A 20662-nucleotide genomic window follows, 5' to 3' on the forward strand; every position below is an offset into this window, starting at 1 on the left:
GCTCGCGGTTGTAGATCGATACCGACTGCCTCACCACAGCGATTGCGGTTCATCAGATGAACCGAGATAGCGATGCTACGGACAACAAAAAACCCGCCATTCCTTTCCACAGGAATGGCGGGTTTTGTCGTTTCAGCCCTCAGTTCACACGGTATCTACCTTCAACGAATGGTCATTGAGCATCCCGTTGATGATGGTCGCCGTATCGTGTCCACCGGCAATCACTCCACCCGCCCCCGGCGTTACGCCGTAATGGCTGGCCAGGTTCACGCCCGCCAGATCAATAGTCTGGTTCGGCGTGGCACCGGCCATGGCGCTGACGTCGATGCTGGTGACCAGTGAGGCGCCGCTGCCAGTGACTTTGAAGTGCAGGTAGTCATCCAGCGACGCCGTGGTGCCGTTTTCCCCTTGCAGCAGTTGTGACAGGTCGAGTTTGTCGGTGCCCGGCGTGAAGTCGGTGACCACGTCGTGGCCGCTGTTGCCTTTGAGCCACTGGAAGGTGTCGGCGCCGCTGCCGCCGGTGAGGGTGTTGTCGCCCAGACCGCCAATCAGGAAGTCATCACCGCCCCCGCCGTTGAGCATGTCGTTACCCAGGCCGCCGTTGATGATGTTGTTGTGGTTATCGCCGGTGAGGGTGTCGTTGAAGTTCGAGCCCGTGAGATTTTCGATGCCGGTCAGGGCGTCAGTGCCGGCGCCAAGGGTGTTTTGCGCACCGAGCACACCGAGGTTGACCGTAACCCCTGCGGTGGCGTGGGCATAGTTCGCCGTGTCGACGCCGGTGCCGCCGTCGAGCAGGTCGTTGCCAGCGCCCGCCACCAGTACATCATCGCCCGCCGTCCCGTTGAGGGTGTGGCCGCTCTGATAGGTGATGGTCACGGCGGCGTTATCGCTGCCGCCATGGCTGTCGTTGGCGGTGTAGGTGCCGTGGTAGTCCGGGGTGACATCGTGGGCCCCGGCGTAGTTGACGGTCATGGTCAGTTGGTAGTTTTCCGCCCCCTTCCCGCTGATGCCCGGACCATCGTTGTCGATGTTGATGTGGATCTGGTACTTGCCGTCCGCCGCGGCGGTGATGGTCTGGCCGTCGGCGATGGCAATGAAAGCCCCACCGTTGACGGAGTACTCCATCGCGATGTGACCGGCCGCCAGGTTGTGATCCAGGTTAAGGGTTTCACCCTGTTTGAGGTTGACGGTGATGCGGTTCTCATCGTTGGCATTGACATGGGTGACGGCGCCCAGATAACCGCTCACGACCAGCAGCGCGGTCATGGTCGCCGCGTTGCCGGCAAAGGCGCTCCGCACATTCGCCAATGCCTGGTTAGCCGCGCTGTAGTTGCTGGTGCCGACGAAATTGATCGCTCCGCTGCCGGTGAAGTCCGCGCCTTTGGCAATCGAACTGACGGTGCCGGTCGCCAGATCCTGGCCATCCTTGTTCAGGTCGAGGGCTTTTTCATACACAGTCACGTCGTTGTCGCTGACCGCTTTGATACAGCTGTTGTTGACGTCGATGGTGATCGTCGTGGTGCTTTCGTCACCGTCGCCATCGCGCAAGGTGTAGGTGAAGGTGTCGCTAGCACCGGGGCCGTTCACGGCGTTCGGGTTGCTGTGGTAGACCGCGTTGCCCGCTGCATCCAGCGTCAGGTAACCGTAGGTGCCATTGATCTGGCTGTTCAGGCCGCCGATGGCCGAGGTCGAGGTGTCTGAACCGGCGCGCACGCCGACCACCCCACCCCCTGCGGCGAGACCATCGGCATCGCCGAAGTCGTTCCCCAGCACGTTGCCACTGACGATACCGCCTTCGGCGACCGAGGTCGCGTCGCGGGTGGCGCTCGGCACGTCATCGACGATGTTCACCACAATGGTGCTGGTGGTGGAATGGCCCAAGGCGTCGGTGGCTTTGTAAGTGAAACTTTCGCTGAGGGAGTTCCAGCCATCGTCGGCGTGCGGCGTGGTGCTTGGCGCCGACGTCAGCGTGTAGGTGTAGGTGCCGTTGGGATTGAGCAGGATTTGGCCGTAGGTGCCAGTGGCGCTGCCGACCAGCGTGTAAGTGATTGCGCCGGTGGCACCAGTGACGGAGCCGACCAGAGTGCCACTGGCGGTTTCGACCGTGCTGCCTGGCTGGCTGCCGATGACGGTGCCGGCGGCCAGATCCAGGCCGTCCTTGTTCAGGTCGAGGGCTTTTTCGTAGACCGTCACGTCCGTGTCGCTAACCGCTCTGATGCAGCTGTTGTTCACATCGATGGTGATCGTCGTGGTGCTTTCGTCACCGTCGGCATCGCGCAAGGTGTAGGTGAACACGTCGGTTGCACCCGGGCCGCTCACGGCGTTCGGGTTGCTGTGGTAGACCGCGTTGCCCGCTGCATCCAGCGTCAGGTAACCGTAGGTGCCATTGATCTGGCTGTTAAGGCCGCCAACGGCCGAGGTCGAGGTGTCTGAACCGGCGCGCACGCCGACCACCGCTCCTGCGGCGAGGCCATCGGCGCCGCCGACGTCGTTCCACAGCACGTTGCCACTGACGATGCCGCCTTCGGCGACCGAGGTCGCGTCGGCATGGGCGGTCGGTACGTCATCGACGATGTTGACCACGATCGTGCTGGTGACGACATTACCCAGCGAATCGGTGGCGTGGTAGGTGAAGGTTTCGCTCAGGGTGTTGGCGCCGTCGTTCGCCTGCGGCGTGGTGCTGGCCGGCGAGGTCAAGGTGTAGGTGTAGGTGCCGTTGGGGTTGAGCAGGATTTGCCCGTAGGTGCCGGTGGCGCTGCCGACCAGGGTGTAGGTGATTGCACCGATGGCGCCGGTGACGGAGCCAACCAACGTACCGGAGGCGGTTTCGCCGATGTGGCCGGGCTGGCTGCCGATGACGGTGCCGGCGGCCAGATCCAGGCCATCCTTGTTCAGGTCGAGGGCTTTTTCATACACGGTCACGTCGTGGTCGCTGACCGCTCTGATGCAGCTGTTGTTCACGTCGATGGTGATGGTGGTGGTGCTTTCGTCACCGTCGGCATCGCGCAAGGTGTAGGTGAACACGTCGGTCGCACCGGGGCCGTTCACGGCGTTCGGGTTGCTGTGGTAGACCGCGTTGCCCGCTGCATCCAGCGTCAGGTAACCGTAGGTGCCATTGATCTGGCTGTTCAGGCCGCCGATGGCCGAGGTCGAGGTGTCTGAACCGGCGCGCACGCCGACCACCGCTCCTGCGGCGAGGCCATCGGCGCCGCCGACGTCGTTCCACAGCACGTTGCCACTGACGATGCCGCCTTCGGCGACCGAGGTCGCGTCGGCATGGGCGGTCGGTACGTCATCGACGATGTTGACCACGATCGTGCTGGTGACGACATTGCCCAGGGAATCGGTGGCGTGGTAGGTGAACGTTTCACTTTGGGTGTTGGCGCCGTCGTTCGCCTGCGGCGTGGTGCTGGCCGGCGAGGTCAAGGTGTAGGTGTAGGTGCCGTTGGGGTTGAGCAGGATTTGGCCGTAGGTGCCGGTGGCGCTGCCGACCAGGGTGTAGGTGATTGCGCCGGTGGCACCGGTGACGGCGCCGACCAAGGTGCCCCTGGCGGTTTCGCCGATGTGGCCGGGCTGGCTGCCGATGACGGTGCCGGCGGCCAGATCCAGGCCATCCTTGTTCAGGTCGAGGGCTTTTTCATACACGGTCACGTCGTGGTCGCTAACCGCTCTGATGCAGCTGTTGTTCACATCGATGGTGATGGTGGTGGTGCTTTCGTCACCGTCGGCATCGCGCAAGGTGTAGGTGAACACGTCGGTTGCACCGGGACCGTTCACGGCGTTCGGGTTGCTGTGGTAGACCGCGTTGCCCGCTGCATCCAGCGTCAGGTAACCGTAGGTGCCATTGATCTGGCTGTTCAGGCCGCCGATGGCCGAAGTCGAGGTGTCTGAACCGGCACGCACGCCGACCACTCCGCCACCGGCGGCGGGACCATCGGCACCGCCGACGTCGTTCCACAGCACGTTGCCACTGACGATGCCGCCTTCGGCGACCGAGGCCGTGTCGGCATGGGCGGTCGGCACGTCATCGACGATGTTGACCACGATGGTGCTGGTGACGACATTGCCCAGCGAATCGGTGGCGTGGTAGGTGAACGTTTCACTCAGGGTGTTGGCGCCGTCGTTCGCCTGCGGCGTGGTGCTGGCCGGCGAGGTCAGCGTGTAGGTGTAGGTGCCGTTGGGATTGAGCAGTATCTGGCCGTAGGTGCCGGTGGCGCTGCCGACCAGGGTGTAGGTGATTGCACCGATGGCGCCGGTGACGGAGCCAACCAACGTACCGGAGGCGGTTTCGCCGATGTGGCCGGGCTGGCTGCCGGTGACGGTCCCGGCGGCCAGATCCAGGCCGTCCTTGTTCAGGTCGAGGGCTTTTTCGTAGACGGTCGCGTCGTGGTCGCTGACCGCTCTGATGCAGCTGTTGTTCACGTCGATGGTGATGGTGGTGGTGCTTTCGTCACCGTCGGCATCGCGCAAGGTGTAGGTGAACACGTCGGTTGCACCCGGGCCGTTCACGGCGTTCGGGTTGCTGTGGTAGACCGCGTTGCCCGCTGCATCCAACGTCAGGTAACCGTAGGTGCCATTGATCTGGCTGTTCAGGCCGCCGATGGCCGAGGTCGAGGTGTCTGAACCGGCACGCACGCCGACCACTCCGCCACCGGCGGCGGGACCATCGGCGCCGCCGACGTCGTTCCACAGCACGTTGCCACTGATGATGCCGCCTTCGGCGACCGAGGTCGTGTCGGCATGGGCGGTCGGCAGGTCATCGACGATGTTAACGTTAATTTGCCCGGTCGCCGTACTGCCGTCCGTATCGGTGGCGACGACGTCGAAATTCTCGGTAATGCTGTTGGCGCCGTCCCCGGCCGGATGGGTTTCATTGTCGTTGAGGGTGTAGCTGTAACTCACAACCCCCGTGGCCGGGTTGTAGCCGGTGACGGTCAGGGTGTTGCCCAACGGGGTGGTGATTGACTGCGGGAAGCCGGCGGCAACGCCACCGCTGATCACGTTGATCCCACCGATGCTCAGGCTGGTCAGCCCGTCAGGAGCAGACACGCTGAACGTGCCGGTCTTGGTCAGTGCCCCAGGGTTGGGGGCCGAACCGTCGGCCAGGTTGGCCTCATTGAGGGTCAGTTCGCCCCCTGCCACCGATAGGCCGGTGAGGGTGACCGGATTGTTCGGCACATCAGGAAAAACCGGTGTCACAGGAAGAACGCCTGTCCCGCCTGAACCACCCGAATCGCCTGCACCACCCGAACCGCCTGCACCGTTGTCGCCGTTGTCGCCGTTGTCGCCGTTGTCGCCGTTGTCCGGGTTTCCGGCCAGCCGCTCCAGGGGAAATTCGGGAATGCCGTTGAAGCCTGCGGTAGGAAAACCAATCGTCGGATCGACCCGCCCGCCCACCTCTTCGAGCATGACGAAACTGTGGCCACCGCCGAGTGCACCACCGGGTGCGCCGGTCGAACCAGGTCCGGCCGCCGTGGCTTCAGCGGTCTGGGTCGGGTCGTCGCCGGCAGCGATGGCTTTTTGCAGTTGTTCGACATCGGTCAGTTGCGCCTGAGTCGGCGTCACCGCTTCAGCGGTGTCTACAGGGGGTGCCTGATGCGCGAACAACTGAGGCGTCATCCCCATACTGCTGTCACGCCCAAGTGTCAGTTCCTGGCCATTTTGCAGATGCACCGCCACCGCGCCTTCGGCCCCGGTGACTACCTGATCGCCGGCGAACAATCGATCCCCCTCGACCAGCGCGCGTCGGGTGCCATCGCTCGCGACCGCGAACACCTGACCAATAACCTTACTGACGATACCGATGAGCGTAGCCATGTGCACTTCCTCCGCTGCCAACCGATGTCGGCATCCTGTTTTTGCGAAGAACGTGCTCATGGCTCCAACGGGTTACCTGGCGGAATCGCCTGATGGCAGTGGTTACCTGAAGTAAGCCGCTGCCCTGGCGCCGTTCTCGCCAAGCCTGCCGCTCGCGGGCGACGTGTCTGCTGCGGGATAAAACCCTATGCAATCAATGGCATCGGGATCCACTTGCGCAACAACTTGCCCTTCGAGCGATGCGTAACGATCTTGATCCACCAAGTGACAAAAAACCGTCACCTTCCAGACCGCCCGCTTCCCTCCCCTCCAGCACTTCCCCGCCCTATGTCGATAGGTGAATTGAAACTTTCCTCAAGCCCTGCTGAGCTCCCTAACGCTCCTAAATCAAGGGCTTTCGGAGTGAACAATGTGCTGGATTTAGCAGGGAGTATAAGTTTTTTTTGGCATAAGCCTTATGAGAAACACTTCTTAGGTTCTCTCAAAAATGTTCTTAGCTCTGTTGTTACAAGAGTGAAACGGTTTCCACTACAAATGTCGTCAAATATTTGGCGAATTATAAGCACCATTAGGATTCAGGGAGAGGCACCCATGCGCGTATTAACCCCCCTATGCAGCGCAATTCTGCTGGCGATGGCCTGCACTTCTCAGGCCCAAGCCATGTCATTGACGGAGGCGATCCAGAGCACGATCGCGACCCACCCGGAGCTGGCGTCGCGAGTGGACAGCCGCCTCTCGGCCGATGAACAAGTGAAAGTCGCCAAAGGGGCCTTTTATCCATCGGTTGATCTGAATGCCGCCTACGGGCGCGGGTACAGCGATAACACCAACACCCGGGCATTCGGTAATCACCACACCGAAATCCTGACCTACACCCAATCGGAATTGCGCCTGCGGCAGATGCTTTTCGATGGTTTCAACACCGCCAACGAAGTCCAGCGCACCAAAGGCGTGGTCAATTCCCGGGCCTATTACGCTCAGGGCACCGCACAGGATCTGGCCCTGCGCACCATCGAGGTCTACCTCGAAGTGCTCAAGCGCCGCGAACTGGTAACCCTGGCCACGAACAACCTGCAGGCTCACTTGCGGGTCAACGATCAAATCGGTCTGCGCACCCAGCGTGGTATTGGCAGCAACGCCGACGCCGACCAGTCCGTCGCTCGTCGGGCACTGGCGCAAAACAACCTCGATACCGCTGAAGTCGACCTCGCGGACGCCGAGTCGAACTTCTACGCCGTCGTGGGGCGCATGCCCGATGAAATCGAAGCACCGCCCTCGACCCGAGGCGAGCTGCCCGCCACCCTGCAGGAAGCCCAGCAAAGCATGGTGGAAAACAACCCGTACCTGAAATCTGCCCAAGCCGATGTGCAATCGGCCGAGAGCCAGTACGAAGTGGCCAAGTCGCCGTTCTACCCACGTTTCGACGCCGAAGCCGCCGTGGGTGCAAACAACAACGTGCAGGGCGATGAAGGCCACGACAACGAATGGCGGGTAGGCATAGTGATGAACTACAACCTGTTCCGCGGTGGCAGCGATAAGGCTCGCCTGGCCTCCAATGCGCACCAGATCAACCAGGCGATGGACATCCGCAACAATGCCCTGCGCCAACTCAACGAGAACATTCACCTGGCCTGGAACGCCATGGTCAACGCCAAGAAACAAACCCCGACCGCCCGCGAATACGCGGACACCAGCGGGCGCGTACGCGTGGCGTATCAGGACCAGTTCGGCCTCGGTCAACGCACCCTGCTCGACCTGCTGGACAGTGAAAACGAGCTCTACAACGCCAACCGCCGTTACACCGAAGTGCGCTACACCGAGGAGTACTCGATGTACCGCGTGCTGGCGAACATGGGTCAGTTGCTGAGCAAACAACGGGTGGTGTTGCCCGCCGATGCGATCGCCCAGACCGAAGTGAAAAACGAAGCCCGTTTGCCTGAACTGAAGTAGGCCTGTGGAGAGATCAATGTGACCAGCATGGAACCCGGCAACATCGGTGTCGATCCGCGCCTGAGTTTCGATGACCCGCTTCTGGACGGTCTGTTGATCCTCTGCAAACTTCACGGCGCGACGGTCAGCCGCGCCAGCCTGAGTGCCGGGCTTCCCCTGAACAAGCAACGCATGAGCCTGGACTTGCTGCCTCGCGCAGCGGCCCGGGCCAGTTTGCAGGCGCGATTGCTGCGTCGTGAACTGGCGGATATTTGCGCCCTCAACCTGCCTGTGATGCTGATCCTCAACAACGGCCGCACCGCCATTCTGCGACGCTTTGGCGATGACGGTCAGTTGCTGATTCTGCCCAGCGAAGCCGACGGGGGTGAACAATGGGTCAGCCGCGTTGAGCTGGCCGAGAATTACAGCGGCCAGGCCTTGTTCGCGCGGCCACGGCATGAACTCGAAGACTTGCGCTCACCGCTGGTGCCACGCGTGGAGGCGTGGTTTCGCGACACCTTGAAGCTGTCGAAGTGGTTGTACAGCGACGCGATTCTGGCAAGTTTTTTGATCAACCTGCTGGGGTTGATGGTGCCGCTGTTCGTGATGCAGACCTACGACCGGGTGGTGCCGAACCAGGCCACGTCGACCTTGTGGGTGCTGTCCATCGGCTTGCTGATCGGCACCGGTTTCGAATTGGCGCTGCGGGTGGTTCGCGCGCACTTGCTGGACTCCGCCGGGAAGAAAACCGATGTGATCCTTTCGGCGACGTTATTTGAGCGCATCACCGGCATGGCGATGAAAGCCCGGCCGGCGACCATCGGTGGTTTTGCCCAAAGCATTCACGACTTCCAGGGCCTGCGGGAATTCCTCACCGCGGTGACGCTGACCAGCCTGATCGACCTGCCCTTTGCCGTGCTGATGCTGGTGGTGATCGGCCTGCTCGGCGGCTGGCTGGTGGTGATTCCTCTGCTGGCGTTTCCGATCACGATCCTCTTCGCGATGGTGATTCAGGTGCGTCTGCGCGACACCGTGCAGAAAAGCCTGACCCTGGGCGCCGAACGCCAGGCGCTGCTGATCGAAACCCTCGGCGGCCTGGAAACCCTCAAGGCCTGCAGCGCCGAAAGCGAACGCCAGCACACATGGGAAAGCACCCACGGCGCCCTCACCCGACTCGACAGCCATGCGCGCAACCTCTCGGCGCTGGCCACCAACGGCACGCTGTTCATTCAGCAATTCTCCGGCATGGCGACCATCGTCGCCGGGGTCTACAGCATCATCGCCGGCAACCTCAGTGTCGGCGCGCTGGTGGCGACCTACATGCTCGGCAGCCGGGTGCTCGCGCCGCTGGGGCAGATTGCCGGTTTGATCACCCGCTATCAGCAAGCGCAACTGACGATGAAAAGCACCGATGCGCTGATGTCCTTGCCGCAGGAACGCGACGCCAAACAACGGCCGCTGGAGCGCACACAACTGCAAGGTGCACTGGACGTCAGCAGCGTGACGTTCCACTACAACGGCCAGAACGCTCCCGCCCTGGCCAACATCAGCTTCAGCGTGAAACCCGGCGAGCGGATCGGCATCATCGGCCGCAGCGGCTCGGGCAAAAGTACGTTGGCGCGACTGGTGATGGGGTTCTACGCACCGGAAGAAGGCCAGTTGCTGCTTGATGGCCTGGACTTGCGGCAACTGGACGTCGCCGACCTGCGCCAGCAAATCGGTTACGTCGCCCATGATCTGCCGCTGTTGGCCGGCAGCCTGCGCGACAACCTGACCCTCGGCGCCCGCTACATCAGCGACTCACGGATGCTCGAAGTCGCCGAGCTGACCGGCGTCACCGAGCTGGCTCGTCAGCATCCGCAAGGCTTCGACCGGCCAGTGGGTGAACGCGGACAACTGCTTTCCGGCGGGCAACGTCAGGCAGTGTTGCTGGCCCGCGCTCTGTTGCTCGATCCGCCGATCATGTTGCTCGACGAACCCACCAGTGCCATGGACAACAGCAGCGAAGACGTTCTGCGGCAAAAACTCCACGGCTGGGTCCAGGGCAAAACCCTGCTGCTGGTGACCCACCGCACCTCGATGCTCAGCCTGGTGGATCGGCTGGTGGTGCTGGACTACGGGCGGATCGTCGCCGACGGTCCGAAAGAAGCGGTCATCGATGCACTGCGCAAGGGCCGTGTCGGCTCTGCGGCTGTCTAGGAGCTACCCATGGCCCGTTCATCATCCGACACATCGCGCTCTAATTCGAAGCCGCGCGGCTATTTCGGCAGTTTCAGCAAAAGCGCCGAGAGCGAATTCATGCCGGAAACCGCCGGTGCCTCATTGCAGGATTCACCGCGCTGGTCGCGGATCACCGTGTGGCTGGCGGCAGCGCTGATTATCACCGCGGTGGTCTGGGCAAAGTTTGCGGTGCTGCAAGAAGTGACCATGGGCGAAGGCAAGGCGATTCCGTCGAGCAAAGTCCAAGTGATCCAGAACCTGGAGGGCGGCATCGTCACTGAGATCTTCGTTCGCGAAGGGCAAATGGTGAACAAGGGGGACACCTTGCTGCGCCTCGATGACACTCGATTCCTGTCGAACAAGGGCGAAAGCGAGGCGGATCGTTATGCGCTGACGGCGCAGGTCGAACGGCTGTCGGCCGAGGCTGAAGGCCGGCCGTTCAAGCTGTCCCCCGAAGTGATCGCCAAGGCGCCGCAAGTGGCCGAAGACGAACGCTCGTTGCACGAACAACGGCAGCGTCGATTGGCGAGCGAACAGCGCACGCTGAGTGAGCAACTTCGGCAGAAAACCCAGGAGCTGGCGGAGTTCCGCTCCAAACAGGGCCAATACAGTTCAAGCCTGGCGTTGCTGCAACAAGAGATGAACATGTCCGCGCCGTTGGTCGGCTCCGGGGCGGTTTCACCGGTGGAAATTTTGCGCCTCAAACGTAGCGCCGTGGAGATTCGCGGCTCATTGAATGCCACGACGCTGGCGATTCCCCGTGCGGAATCGGCGATCAATGAGATCAAAAGCAAAATCGACGAATCGGAGCAATCCTTCCGTTCCGACGCGGCGAAAGAGCTGAATGAAAAACGCACCGACCTGTCGAAAATAACGGCATCGAGCATTGCTATCGATGACCGAGTGACCCGCACCACCGTGGTGTCGCCGGTTCACGGGATTATCAAAGTGCTGAAGGTCAACACCATCGGCGGCGTGGTTCAGCCGGGCAGCGACATGGTGGAAATCGTGCCCATTGAAGACAACCTGCTGATCGAAGCCAAGGTGCGGCCGCAGGACGTGGCGTTCCTGCATCCGGGGCAGAAAGCGATGGTCAAGTTCAGTGCTTACGATTACACGATTTATGGCGGGCTGAGTGCGAAGCTGGAGTTGATTGGGGCAGACACGATTACGGATGACAAGGGCAACAGCTTTTATCTGATTCAGGTACGGACGGATAAAAACCATTTGGGCGGGGATGCAAAACCATTGCTGATTATTCCAGGGATGGTGGCGACGGTGGACATTATTACTGGGGAGAAAAGTGTGTTGGACTACTTGCTCAAACCGGTGCTGAAAGCCCGGACCGAAGCGATGCGCGAACGTTAACCTCTGATCGTTCCCACGCAGAGCGTGGGAACGATCATGTGTCGCCATGATTACGCAAAAAGGTCTCTTCCCCCATCGCCGCGATCTGCCCTTCAATCAAGGCTTCAAATGGCCGTAGTAACGGCTCGAAAGTGGTCGGCGCTTCGAGGACTTGCAACGCCTGAACAATCGCTTCCACCGTCGACAACGCGCCCGGCCCCGGTGCTTTGCGCAACCGATACCTCGACACCCCGCCCTCCGCCAACGTCACCCTCGGCAACGCCGCCAACAACGGATTGAGGTGCAACAGCTTGCGCGCCTTGCGCCAGGTGCCGTCCGGGACGACCAGCAATAACGGTTGCTCATTGGCGGCGTAAGGCTGCAACGGCTGCGCATCATCGGCAGGAAACAGCAGTCGCGCCTGGTAGCCCGGCCAGTTCAACAATGCCGGCAAATCTTCAAACACCTCGCCCACAATCAACTCGGCATTCTTCAACCCCATCGCCGCCAACCGCGCGGTGTTCAGCGCATGGTTCACTTCACTGGGATGCTGCAACAGCAACACCCGAGTGCGGCTGTCGAGGCTCGGGATCAGTGGGCACAGGCAATGGGTTTGCGGACGCAGGCAGCGTGGACATTGGATTCTAGACATCACTTGTTTTCCCTTTAAGCGGCCTGATTCAGTTGCGCTTTAAGCAGGTCGCGGAAGGTCTGGATCAGCGGCTCGCGGCTGCGGCCACGGCGCACGATCATCGAGAACGGCGCCTGATAACCGAAGGTCGCCGGCAGCAAAACCCGCAAGTCACCCTTATCCGCCCACGCCTGCGCGTAGTGCTCCGGCAGGTAGCCAATGTAGGCACCGGACAGCACCAGAATCAGCTGGGCTTCCATACTTTCCACGGTCGCGGCGCTGTGCTTGAAGCCGTGGCGGGCCAGTTCGGCCTGGCTCCAGTAACCGCGGCCGACCATGCGCTGCTGGGTAATGACCTGCTCGGGAATGCGCCGCTCGGTGAACAGCGGATGACGACTGCTGCAATACAACCAGTGTTGTTCGCGGTAGAGCGGCATGTACACCAGACCGCTCATGCGCGTGGAGAACGCACCGATGGCCAGGTCGAGGCGGTTGTCCTGCACACCGAGTTGCAGTTCGTAAGGGCTCATGACCGACAGGTGCAAATGCACGGCCGGGTGTTCCTGACTGTAGGCGCCGATGGCTTCGGCGAAGGGCAAGGCCTTGTCACTGACGGTGGAGTCGATCACTCCTAGATTCAGAGTGCCGCGCAGTTCCCCTTTGAGGGCAGCGGCGTATTGTTCGAAGCCTTCGAGTTCGCCGAGCAGACGCAGGGTTTCCTGATGGAACAGTTCGCCCTTGCTGGTCAGGCTGAAACCACCACGGCCGCGATGGCAGAGGACCAGGCCGAGGGCGGCTTCGAGCTGGCTCATGTAAGTGCTGATGGCCGAGGTCGATAGGTTGAGCTCTTGTTGGGCGCTGGCAAACCCCTGATGGCGAACCACGCTGACGAAGATGCGCAACAGTTTCAGGTCGGGTAACGCGTTGGCCATGGGGGGCTCCAGACACCAGTCGAATTTCAAGTCTATCTCTGCTCCAGCCATTAGTTTAGAAAAACCTGAACTAAGTATTTGCCCGTAGCGATTCTTCCCGCCCACTACATTTCGCAGAATCGACCCCTAATAAAGCTCTTAATATAAAAATGATGAGGCCCTACCCGTGGACAAGATTCTTCACCAACCACTGGGCGGCAATGAAATGCCGCGCTTCGGCGGCATCGCCACCATGATGCGACTTCCCCATTTGCCCACCGCTGCCGGGCTGGATGCTGCCTTCGTTGGCGTCCCGCTGGACATCGGCACGTCTCTGCGCCCTGGCACCCGTTTCGGACCTCGCGAAATCCGCGCGGAATCGGTCATGATCCGCCCGTACAACATGGCCACCGGCGCTGCGCCGTTCGACTCGCTGTCGGTCGCTGACATCGGTGACGTGGCGATCAACACGTTCAACCTGCTGGACGCCGTACGGATCATCGAAGAATCCTACGACGCCATCCTCGAACACAACGTGATCCCGCTGACCCTGGGCGGCGACCACACCATCACCCTGCCCATCCTGCGTGCAATTCATAAGAAGCACGGCAAGGTCGGTCTGGTGCACATCGATGCTCACGCCGATGTGAACGATCACATGTTCGGCGAGAAAATCGCCCACGGCACCACCTTCCGTCGCGCTGCCGAAGAAGGCCTGATCGACTGCGATCGCGTGGTGCAAATCGGTTTGCGCGCTCAGGGTTACACCTCTGAAGACTTCAACTGGAGCCGTAAACAGGGCTTCCGCGTGGTTCAGGCTGAAGAGTGCTGGCACAGATCCCTGGCACCGCTGATGGCCGAAGTTCGCGAGAAAGTCGGCGGCGGTCCGGTGTACCTGAGTTTCGACATCGACGGCATCGACCCCGCTTGGGCGCCAGGCACCGGCACCCCGGAAATCGGTGGTCTGACGACCATTCAGGCGATAGAGATCATTCGCGGCTGCCAAGGCCTCGACCTGATCGGTTGCGATCTGGTAGAAGTCTCGCCCGCTTACGACACCACCGGCAACACCTCGCTGCTGGCCGCAAACTTGCTGTACGAAATGCTCTGCGTACTGCCTGGCGTGGCCCACCGCTGAGGATCGGTCATGAACGAACGTGATCAGGTATTGAAAGCTGCCGCCGATTTGGTGACAGCCTTTGCCGGTAACGATCGCGAAGCCTACTTCGGCGCGTTCAGCGCCGACGCCAGCTTCGTGTTCCACACCCTCGAGCAGCCCCTGCTGTCGCGCGATGCCTATGAGGCGTTGTGGGACACCTGGCGCTCGGAGGATGGCTTCGAGGTGCTTTCGTGCACCTCGAGCAACGCCTTCGTCAGCCTGCAGGGTGACGTGGCGATTTTCATCCATGACGTGGCCACCGAGCTGCGCATGCAAGGGGAGCAACACTTCAGCCAGGAGCGCGAGACGATTGTTTTCAAAAAACAAGCGTCTGGCCAAGAACAACAAGGCCTATGGCTGGCCTGCCACGAACATTTGTCCGCGATGCCGGAAGGGCTGCCACCCCCTTAGCCAAACAGGTGACGCTCACAATCGATGAGCGCGCCTTTATGATCGGAGCTGATCATGAATAACAACAACAAAGAAAAAAGCCTTAGCAGCATCGAAACAAACGGGGTCGAACAGATCCCGGATCATGAGCGCGACGCCCGACCCAGCGACCTGTTTCGCTTGATCTTCGGCGGCGCCAACACCTTTGCTACCGCCGTGCTCGGCAGTTTCCCGGTGCTGTTCGGCCTGTCGTTCCAGGCCGGTGTCTGGGCGATCGTGCTGGGCGTGTTACTCGGTGCGCTGATCCTCGCGCCGATGGGCCTGTTCGGCCCGATCAATGGCACCAACAACGCTGTGTCTTCCGGTGCGCACTTTGGCGTGCACGGGCGGATCGTCGGATCGTTTTTGTCGCTGTTGACCGCCATCGCCTTCTTCTCGCTCTCGGTGTGGAGTTCGGGTGATGCGCTGATCGGTGGTGCCAAACGCCTGATCGGTCTTCCGGAAACCGACCTGACCCTGGGCCTGGCCTACGGTCTGTTCGCGATCCTGGTACTGACCGTGTGCATCTATGGCTTTCGCTTCATGCTGTGGGTCAACCGCATCGCGGTGTGGGCGGCCAGCGCCCTGTTCCTGCTAGGCATCTTCGCCTTCGCCCCGACCTTCGATAGCCAGTTCGCCGGCACCGTCGCCATGGGCCAGGCCGGCTTCTGGGCAGCCTTCATCGGCGCCGCGCTGGTGGCCATGAGCAACCCGATTTCCTTCGGTGCGTTCCTCGGTGACTGGTCGCGGTACATCCCGCGCGAAACCCCAAAAGGCCGGATCATGTTCGCCGTGATCGCCGCGCAAGTCGCCACCTTGATCCCGTTCCTGTTCGGTCTCGCCACCGCAACCATCGTGGCGATCAAGGCACCGGACTACATCGCAGCCAACAACTACGTGGGTGGTCTGCTGGCCGTCTCGCCGAGCTGGTTCTTCCTGCCGGTGTGCCTGATCGCAGTGATCGGCGGCATGTCCACCGGCACCACCTCGCTCTATGGCACCGGGCTGGACATGTCCAGCGTGTTCCCTCGTGTGCTGTCGCGGGTAAAGGCAACGTTATTGATCGGCGTGATGTCGATTGCCTTCATCTTCATCGGGCGCTTTGCCGCGAACCTGGTGCAGAGCGTGTCGACCTTCGCCGTGCTGATCATCACCTGCACCACCCCGTGGATGGTGATCATGATCATCGGTCTGCTGGTGCGTCGCGGCTTCTACTGCCCGGATGACTTGCAAGTGTTCACCCGCGGCGAGAAAGGGGGTCGTTACTGGTTCACGCATGGCTGGAACTGGCGTGGCCTGGGTGCCTGGATCCCGAGTGCACTGGTGGGTTTGAGCTTCGTGAACCTGCCGGGGCAGTTTGTGGGTCCGTTGGGCAATCTGGCTGGCGGTATCGACATCAGCCTGCCGGTCACCCTCGGCCTGGCCTCGCTGGTGTACCTGGCGCTACTGACCCTGTTCCCGGAATCGGCAGCGGTGTTCGGACCAAGCGATCCACGCAGCAAGGGCACGGATTCGCTCGCTAAACCGGCGGTAGTGTAGGAGCGAGGCTTGCCCGCGAAGAACGATAACGCGGTCGGCCTGATGGACCGCGGCGTCTCCTTCGCGGGCAAGCCTTGCTCCTACAAAGTTTGATTTTCGTTTCACCATAAAAAAGACAATCGGAGACACGCCATCATGGCATTGGATTTATTCGTCGTTCTCATTTACGCCGCCGCGATGCTGGTACTCGGCTACTTCGGCATGCGCAAGGCCAAGACCAACGAAGACTACTTGGTCGCCGGGCGTAACCTCGGCCCTACCCTGTACATGGGCACCATGGCCGCTACCGTTCTGGGTGGTGCGTCCACTGTCGGCACCGTGCGTCTGGGCTACGTCCATGGCATTTCCGGTTTCTGGCTCTGCGCCGCACTGGGCTGCGGGATCGTGGCGCTGAACCTGTTCCTCGCCAAACCGCTGCTGAAGCTGAAAATCTACACCGTCACCCAGGTCCTGGAAAAACGCTACAACCCGATGGCCCGCTCCGCGAGCGCGGCGATCATGCTGGCGTACGCGCTGATGATCGGCGTGACTTCGATCCTGGCGATCGGCACCGTTCTGGAAGTGTTGTTCGGCCTGCCGTTCTGGATCTCGGTACTGCTCGGCGGTGGTGTGGTAGTGGTCTACTCGGCCATCGGTGGCATGTGGTCCCTGACCCTGACTGACATCGTCCAATTCGTGATCAAGACCGTCGGCCTGATGTTCATCCTGTTGCCGATCTGCCTGTACCGCGTGGGCGGCTGGGATGAGTTGGTGTTGAAACTGCCGGCAGCAGCCTTCAACTTCAGCACCATCGGCTGGGACACCATCATCACCTACTTCATGATCTACTTCTTCGGGATCCTGATTGGCCAGGACATCTGGCAGCGTGTGTTCACCGTCCGGACCGCCAAAGTCGCTCAGTACGCCGGTACTTTCGCGGGCATCTACTGCATCTTCTACGGCCTGGCCTGTGCCCTGATCGGTATGGCCGCTCACGTACTGATCCCGGACCTGGACAACGTCAACAACGCCTTCGCCGCCATCGTCAAACTGTCCCTGCCGGACGGTATCCGTGGCCTGGTGATCGCTGCTGCCCTGGCCGCCATGATGTCCACCGCCAGCGCCGGCTTGCTCGCTGCGTCCACCACCCTGACCGAAGACCTGCTGCCGAAACTGCGCGGCGGTAAACAGTCGAGCCTGGGCATCAACCGCCTGTTCACCCTGCTGACCGGCATCGCGGTACTTGGCATCGCGTTGGTAGTGAACGACGTGATCAGCGCGCTGACCCTGGCGTACAACCTGTTGGTGGGCGGCATGCTGATCCCGCTGATCGGTGCAATCTTCTGGAAACGCGCAACCACCGCCGGCGCCATCGCCAGCATGGGCTTGGGTTTTGCCACCGCGCTGGTATTCATGATCAAGGACGGAATGGACGCCAACACCCCGATCTACTACAGCCTCAGCGTGGGTCTGGTGAGTTTCGTCGTGGTCAGCTTGCTGTCCCGTCGCCCTGCAGCGGTGGCCAGCGCCGCCTAAGCTGAACATAACGACTTGATGCTTTCTTCGACGGGTGTGGCGTCGGTTGCCACACCCGTTTTTTTTCGTCTGAAGGAATCTGCTTATGAAGATCGTCATCAGTGGTTTGAGGTCAAACAACTCAGCGACGGCATTCACTCCTCGCGTCGCCGGACAGCGAGAACACACTGAGCAAGGCTTTTGTCGGTGACGAGATGTTCTAGGCTCACCCTGACTGCCCGTTGTGCTACGCCGAGTACCGGGTCAAAGCGGCCCCAGCCACCGGGTTGATCGAAGAGCCGCCTTCTGGAGCGTCAGGATGACTCGACGACAACGCCAGCCTGGCGCAATTGGGATTGGATAAAGAAGATATCGAAGAGCTGATCTTCCATCTGGAAGATGAACTGGGTTTGACGGCGTTTACGGCGGAGGAAGATCAGATGCTCAAGACCGCCGGGACGGCGAATGACTTGAGCCGGTTTTTGATCGTGATCGGGCGGGATTGAGCTCGCCACTTCATGAACTCGCCCGTTCTCCTGTAGTAGCTGCCGAGCCTGCGAGGCTGCGTTCGGACACAGCAGTCGCAAAACATACAATTGCATTCCGTCAGTGTTACCGCGCGCAGAATCCACGACTGCTTCGCAGCCGAACGCAGCCTTCGGCAGCTGCTACATCGGCTGCGTCACGATTACCGGCGGCGCTGCTGGCGTCGGCGTTGTTCGTCGTCAGTGCGAATGGGCACAGGTTGCAGAGGCGGTTCGATCAAACCGAGTGCGACACCCAAGTCGTGCAGCCAGTTTTGGATTTTCTCTTTCATGGTGCCCCCTTCAGGGTAGTGCCGAGTAGCCAAAAATTCTGTAGCCACTTCGCACTGATAATAGTCCGAAGTCCTACGCAATGCTCGCCCAAAGTCGCAATGATCTGTTACTGAATTGATCAAAATACCTGACCGATAGTTCAAGCCATCGCCTGAGCCTGGTTCGACGCCGACTGGCGCCCCACGCAACGGCCGGGCTGCTGACGATTTGCTTTGCCGTAGACCAGCTCAGAGGGCCGTTGCTGGCGGCGTTGAGCAGCCACTTCAGTGGCGGATTGCAGCCAGCGCTGGTATTAGCCGGCGGCGGTTTGATTGTCGCCGGCGGTCTGTTGTTGCGTCCGGTCAACTCTGCCCGAGGGCTTTGCGCAAACGACGGCGTACCCACTGCTCAGCGCTGACAAACGTGATACCCAGCAGCACCAGCACCGCACCGATGACGAAGTTGAAGCTCAGCTCTTCGCCCAGCAGCACCACACCGAACGTGACGCCGAACAGCGGCGTCATGAACGAAAACACGGCCAGGTTCGCCGCCAGGTAACGGCGCAGCAGCCAGAACCAGGTCAGGTAACTGAAAAACGACACCACCAATCCCTGAAACAACACACTGGCCACCGCCACGGTGGTCAGGCTGACGTGGGTGACCTGGCCGCTGAGGATCGCAATCAGCAACAAACCAACGAAACCTACAATCAATTGATAGAACAGCGTCAGGGTCACCGGCGCTTCCGACAGGCGCGAAGCGCGCACCACTACGGTGGTCGCGCCCCAGGATGCGCCGGCCAGTACGCCCAGCGCATCGCCCATCAACATACGGTGATCGAGGTTGTCCCAGGACACCCCACCGGCAAACGCGATGGCGATCCCGACGAAGGCGAGGAAAATTCCCAGCCACTGGACCGGTCTTAAACGCTCACTCGGCAACAACCAATGAACGCCCAATGCGGTGAAGATCGGCGCGGTGTAAAGGAACACTGACATGTGCGCGGCCGTGGTCAGTTGCAGGCCTTCGGAAATGAAGAAGAACTCCAAGCCAAAAAGCGCGCCCGCCAGTAGTCCACCGCGCCAGGTGCGGCCCACTTGATCCCAGCCGCCCTTCCAGCAGATCAACAATCCTACGAGCAATGCGGAAATACCCGAACGCCCGGCGGCCTGCATGACCGGCGCGATATCTGGCGCCGCCCATTTGATCATCACCTGCTGAATACCCCAGATCAGGCACAACCCAATCATTACTTGCAGGGCAAACCCATCGGCGCTGCGCCGGGTGGCGTTCACCTAAACACCTCGACAACACAATCCATGGCAGTGACTCGACAGTAAAGGCAAAGCTCCGGTGCAGTGAACGTACATGCTCGGGCCCATACCGGTAAGAGTGAGGTCAGCTCAGCTCAGCTCAATGCGATCGGCATGAATGACGATCTGGCCGTTCTTGTACAACGCACCGATGGCCTTTTTGAAGTTGCCCTTGCTCACACCAAACATACTGCTGATCACCGTCGGGTCGCTCTTGTCGCTGACCGGCAGGCTGCCATTGTTGTCGCGCAACTTGGCGAGAATCTTCGAATTCAGGCTGGTGGCGGCTTCTTCGCCGACCGGTTGCAGGCTCAGGCTGATCTTGCCGTCGGCACGGACTTCTTTGATAAAGCCCTTCTCTTCTTTACCGGCGCGCATGAACTTGAAGATTTCGTTCTTGTGAATCAGGCCCCAGTGCTTGTTGTTGATGATCGCCTTGAAGCCCATATCGGTGGCTTCGGCCACCAGCAAATCAACTTCCTGGCCCGGGGTGTAGGTGCCCGGGGTCTTGTCGAGGTAGCGGTCCAGACGCGCCGTCGCGGTGATGCGGCGGGTGTGCTTGTCGAGGTAGACGTGCACCACAACATACTCGCCGGCGGTCATCTGGCGCTTTTCTTCGGAGTACGGCAGCAACAGATCCTTCGGCAAGCCCCAATCCAGGAAAACACCGATGCTGTTGACTTCAACGACTTTTAAACTGGCGAACTCACCGACTTGAACTTTCGGCTTTTCGGTAGTTGCGATGAGTTTGTCATCGCTGTCCAGATAAATAAAAACGTTGAGCCAATCTTCATCTTCGCTGGGAATATCTTTGGGAATATAACGATTAGGCAAGAGGATTTCGCCCTCCGCGCCACCGTCCAAATATAGACCGAAGTTAGTGTGTTTAACCACTTGCAAACTGTTGTAGCGCCCGACTAAAGCCATTTCCAATACCCTCATTGCGTGGGCGGCATTCTACCCGGTTTTGCGGGCCGCGTTCGCTGGCCAGCCCGGTGGCGGAAGAAAATCCTCTAAAGGGCTTAATTTTCCTGGGTTTTACCGCTCGCGCCTGGCCGCTCGTCAGGCCGATCTGG

The 20662-nt window shown here is 60.7% G+C and carries 13 protein-coding genes and 3 pseudogenes; 10 read left to right on the forward strand and 6 right to left on the reverse strand.

What is annotated here, in order from left to right:
- Nucleotides 1-144 precede the first annotated feature (144 nt).
- Nucleotides 145-5817 carry a retention module-containing protein gene (locus tag ACYZTU_RS21330; RefSeq protein ID WP_461965298.1) on the reverse strand — a complete coding sequence of 1891 codons (5673 nt, stop codon included), beginning with the start codon at nt 5815-5817 and terminating at the stop codon, nt 145-147.
- 591 nt (nt 5818-6408) lie between these two features.
- Here ACYZTU_RS21330 and ACYZTU_RS21335 point away from each other — a divergent pair.
- Genes ACYZTU_RS21335 through ACYZTU_RS21345 form a run of 3 tightly spaced genes read left to right on the forward strand, consistent with a single transcriptional unit; the run spans nt 6409 to nt 11334 of the window.
- The gene (locus ACYZTU_RS21335; RefSeq protein ID WP_461965300.1) at nt 6409-7767 is read left to right on the forward strand and encodes a TolC family outer membrane protein; all 1359 of its coding nucleotides are present in this window, start codon (nt 6409-6411) and stop codon (nt 7765-7767) included.
- 18 nt (nt 7768-7785) lie between these two features.
- On the forward strand, nt 7786-9945 hold the full coding sequence (locus tag ACYZTU_RS21340; RefSeq protein WP_461965302.1) for a type I secretion system permease/ATPase: 2160 nt from the start codon (nt 7786-7788) through the stop codon (nt 9943-9945).
- Nucleotides 9946-9954: 9 nt separating this feature from the next.
- The gene (locus ACYZTU_RS21345; RefSeq protein ID WP_461965304.1) at nt 9955-11334 is read left to right on the forward strand and encodes an HlyD family type I secretion periplasmic adaptor subunit; all 1380 of its coding nucleotides are present in this window, start codon (nt 9955-9957) and stop codon (nt 11332-11334) included.
- A 34-nt stretch (nt 11335-11368) separates the two neighbouring features.
- Here the strand turns inward: ACYZTU_RS21345 and ACYZTU_RS21350 are convergent, their stop codons facing one another.
- Together ACYZTU_RS21350 and ACYZTU_RS21355 are read right to left on the reverse strand one after the other, a co-directional pair.
- The gene (locus ACYZTU_RS21350) at nt 11369-11965 is read right to left on the reverse strand and encodes a tRNA-uridine aminocarboxypropyltransferase (RefSeq protein ID WP_461965306.1); all 597 of its coding nucleotides are present in this window, start codon (nt 11963-11965) and stop codon (nt 11369-11371) included.
- Nucleotides 11966-11979: 14 nt separating this feature from the next.
- The gene (locus tag ACYZTU_RS21355; protein WP_201119066.1) at nt 11980-12876 is read right to left on the reverse strand and encodes a LysR family transcriptional regulator; all 897 of its coding nucleotides are present in this window, start codon (nt 12874-12876) and stop codon (nt 11980-11982) included.
- Between the two features lie 166 nt (nt 12877-13042).
- Between ACYZTU_RS21355 and speB the strand changes: the two genes are divergently transcribed.
- The 6 genes and pseudogenes from speB (at nt 13043) to ACYZTU_RS21385 (ending at nt 17982) form a co-directional block, all read left to right on the forward strand.
- Complete coding sequence (gene speB / locus ACYZTU_RS21360) at nt 13043-13993, forward strand: agmatinase (RefSeq protein ID WP_461965308.1); 951 nt, start codon at nt 13043-13045, stop codon at nt 13991-13993.
- A 9-nt stretch (nt 13994-14002) separates the two neighbouring features.
- Nucleotides 14003-14425 (forward strand): YybH family protein, encoded by a 423-nt coding sequence (locus ACYZTU_RS21365; protein ID WP_461965310.1) that lies wholly within the window; start codon nt 14003-14005, stop codon nt 14423-14425.
- A gap of 54 nt (nt 14426-14479) precedes the next feature.
- Nucleotides 14480-15982 (forward strand): purine-cytosine permease family protein, encoded by a 1503-nt coding sequence (locus tag ACYZTU_RS21370; protein WP_461965312.1) that lies wholly within the window; start codon nt 14480-14482, stop codon nt 15980-15982.
- A 135-nt stretch (nt 15983-16117) separates the two neighbouring features.
- Nucleotides 16118-17497, forward strand: a complete 1380-nt coding sequence (locus tag ACYZTU_RS21375) for a sodium:solute symporter family protein (protein ID WP_461965314.1) — start codon at nt 16118-16120, stop codon at nt 17495-17497.
- A gap of 137 nt (nt 17498-17634) precedes the next feature.
- Nucleotides 17635-17775 (forward strand): annotated as a pseudogene (locus ACYZTU_RS21380) (MBL fold metallo-hydrolase); the annotation flags it as partial.
- Between the two features lie 7 nt (nt 17776-17782).
- Nucleotides 17783-17982: pseudogene (locus ACYZTU_RS21385) on the forward strand (acyl carrier protein).
- Nucleotides 17983-18164: 182 nt separating this feature from the next.
- On the opposite strand, the gene ACYZTU_RS21390 reads toward ACYZTU_RS21385, so the two are convergent.
- Entirely contained in the window at nt 18165-18293 is a 129-nt protein-coding gene (locus tag ACYZTU_RS21390; protein ID WP_007914492.1) for a PA1414 family protein, read from the reverse strand.
- 167 nt (nt 18294-18460) lie between these two features.
- On the opposite strand from ACYZTU_RS21390, the pseudogene ACYZTU_RS21395 reads away from it, so the two are divergent.
- A pseudogene (locus tag ACYZTU_RS21395) lies at nt 18461-18691 on the forward strand (YbfB/YjiJ family MFS transporter); the annotation flags it as partial.
- On the opposite strand, the gene ACYZTU_RS21400 reads toward ACYZTU_RS21395, so the two are convergent.
- Nucleotides 18636-19568, reverse strand: coding sequence for a DMT family transporter (locus tag ACYZTU_RS21400; RefSeq protein WP_461965316.1), 933 nt, complete (start codon nt 19566-19568; stop codon nt 18636-18638). The pseudogene ACYZTU_RS21395 and the gene ACYZTU_RS21400 sit on opposite strands and share 56 nt — an antisense overlap.
- Before the next feature lie 108 nt (nt 19569-19676).
- Nucleotides 19677-20513: a CvfB family protein gene (locus ACYZTU_RS21405; protein WP_461965318.1), complete on the reverse strand. Its 837-nt coding sequence runs from the start codon at nt 20511-20513 to the stop codon at nt 19677-19679.
- Nucleotides 20514-20662: the final 149 nt, after the last annotated feature.

This window comes from Pseudomonas sp. HLT2-19-2 (assembly GCF_054898005.1).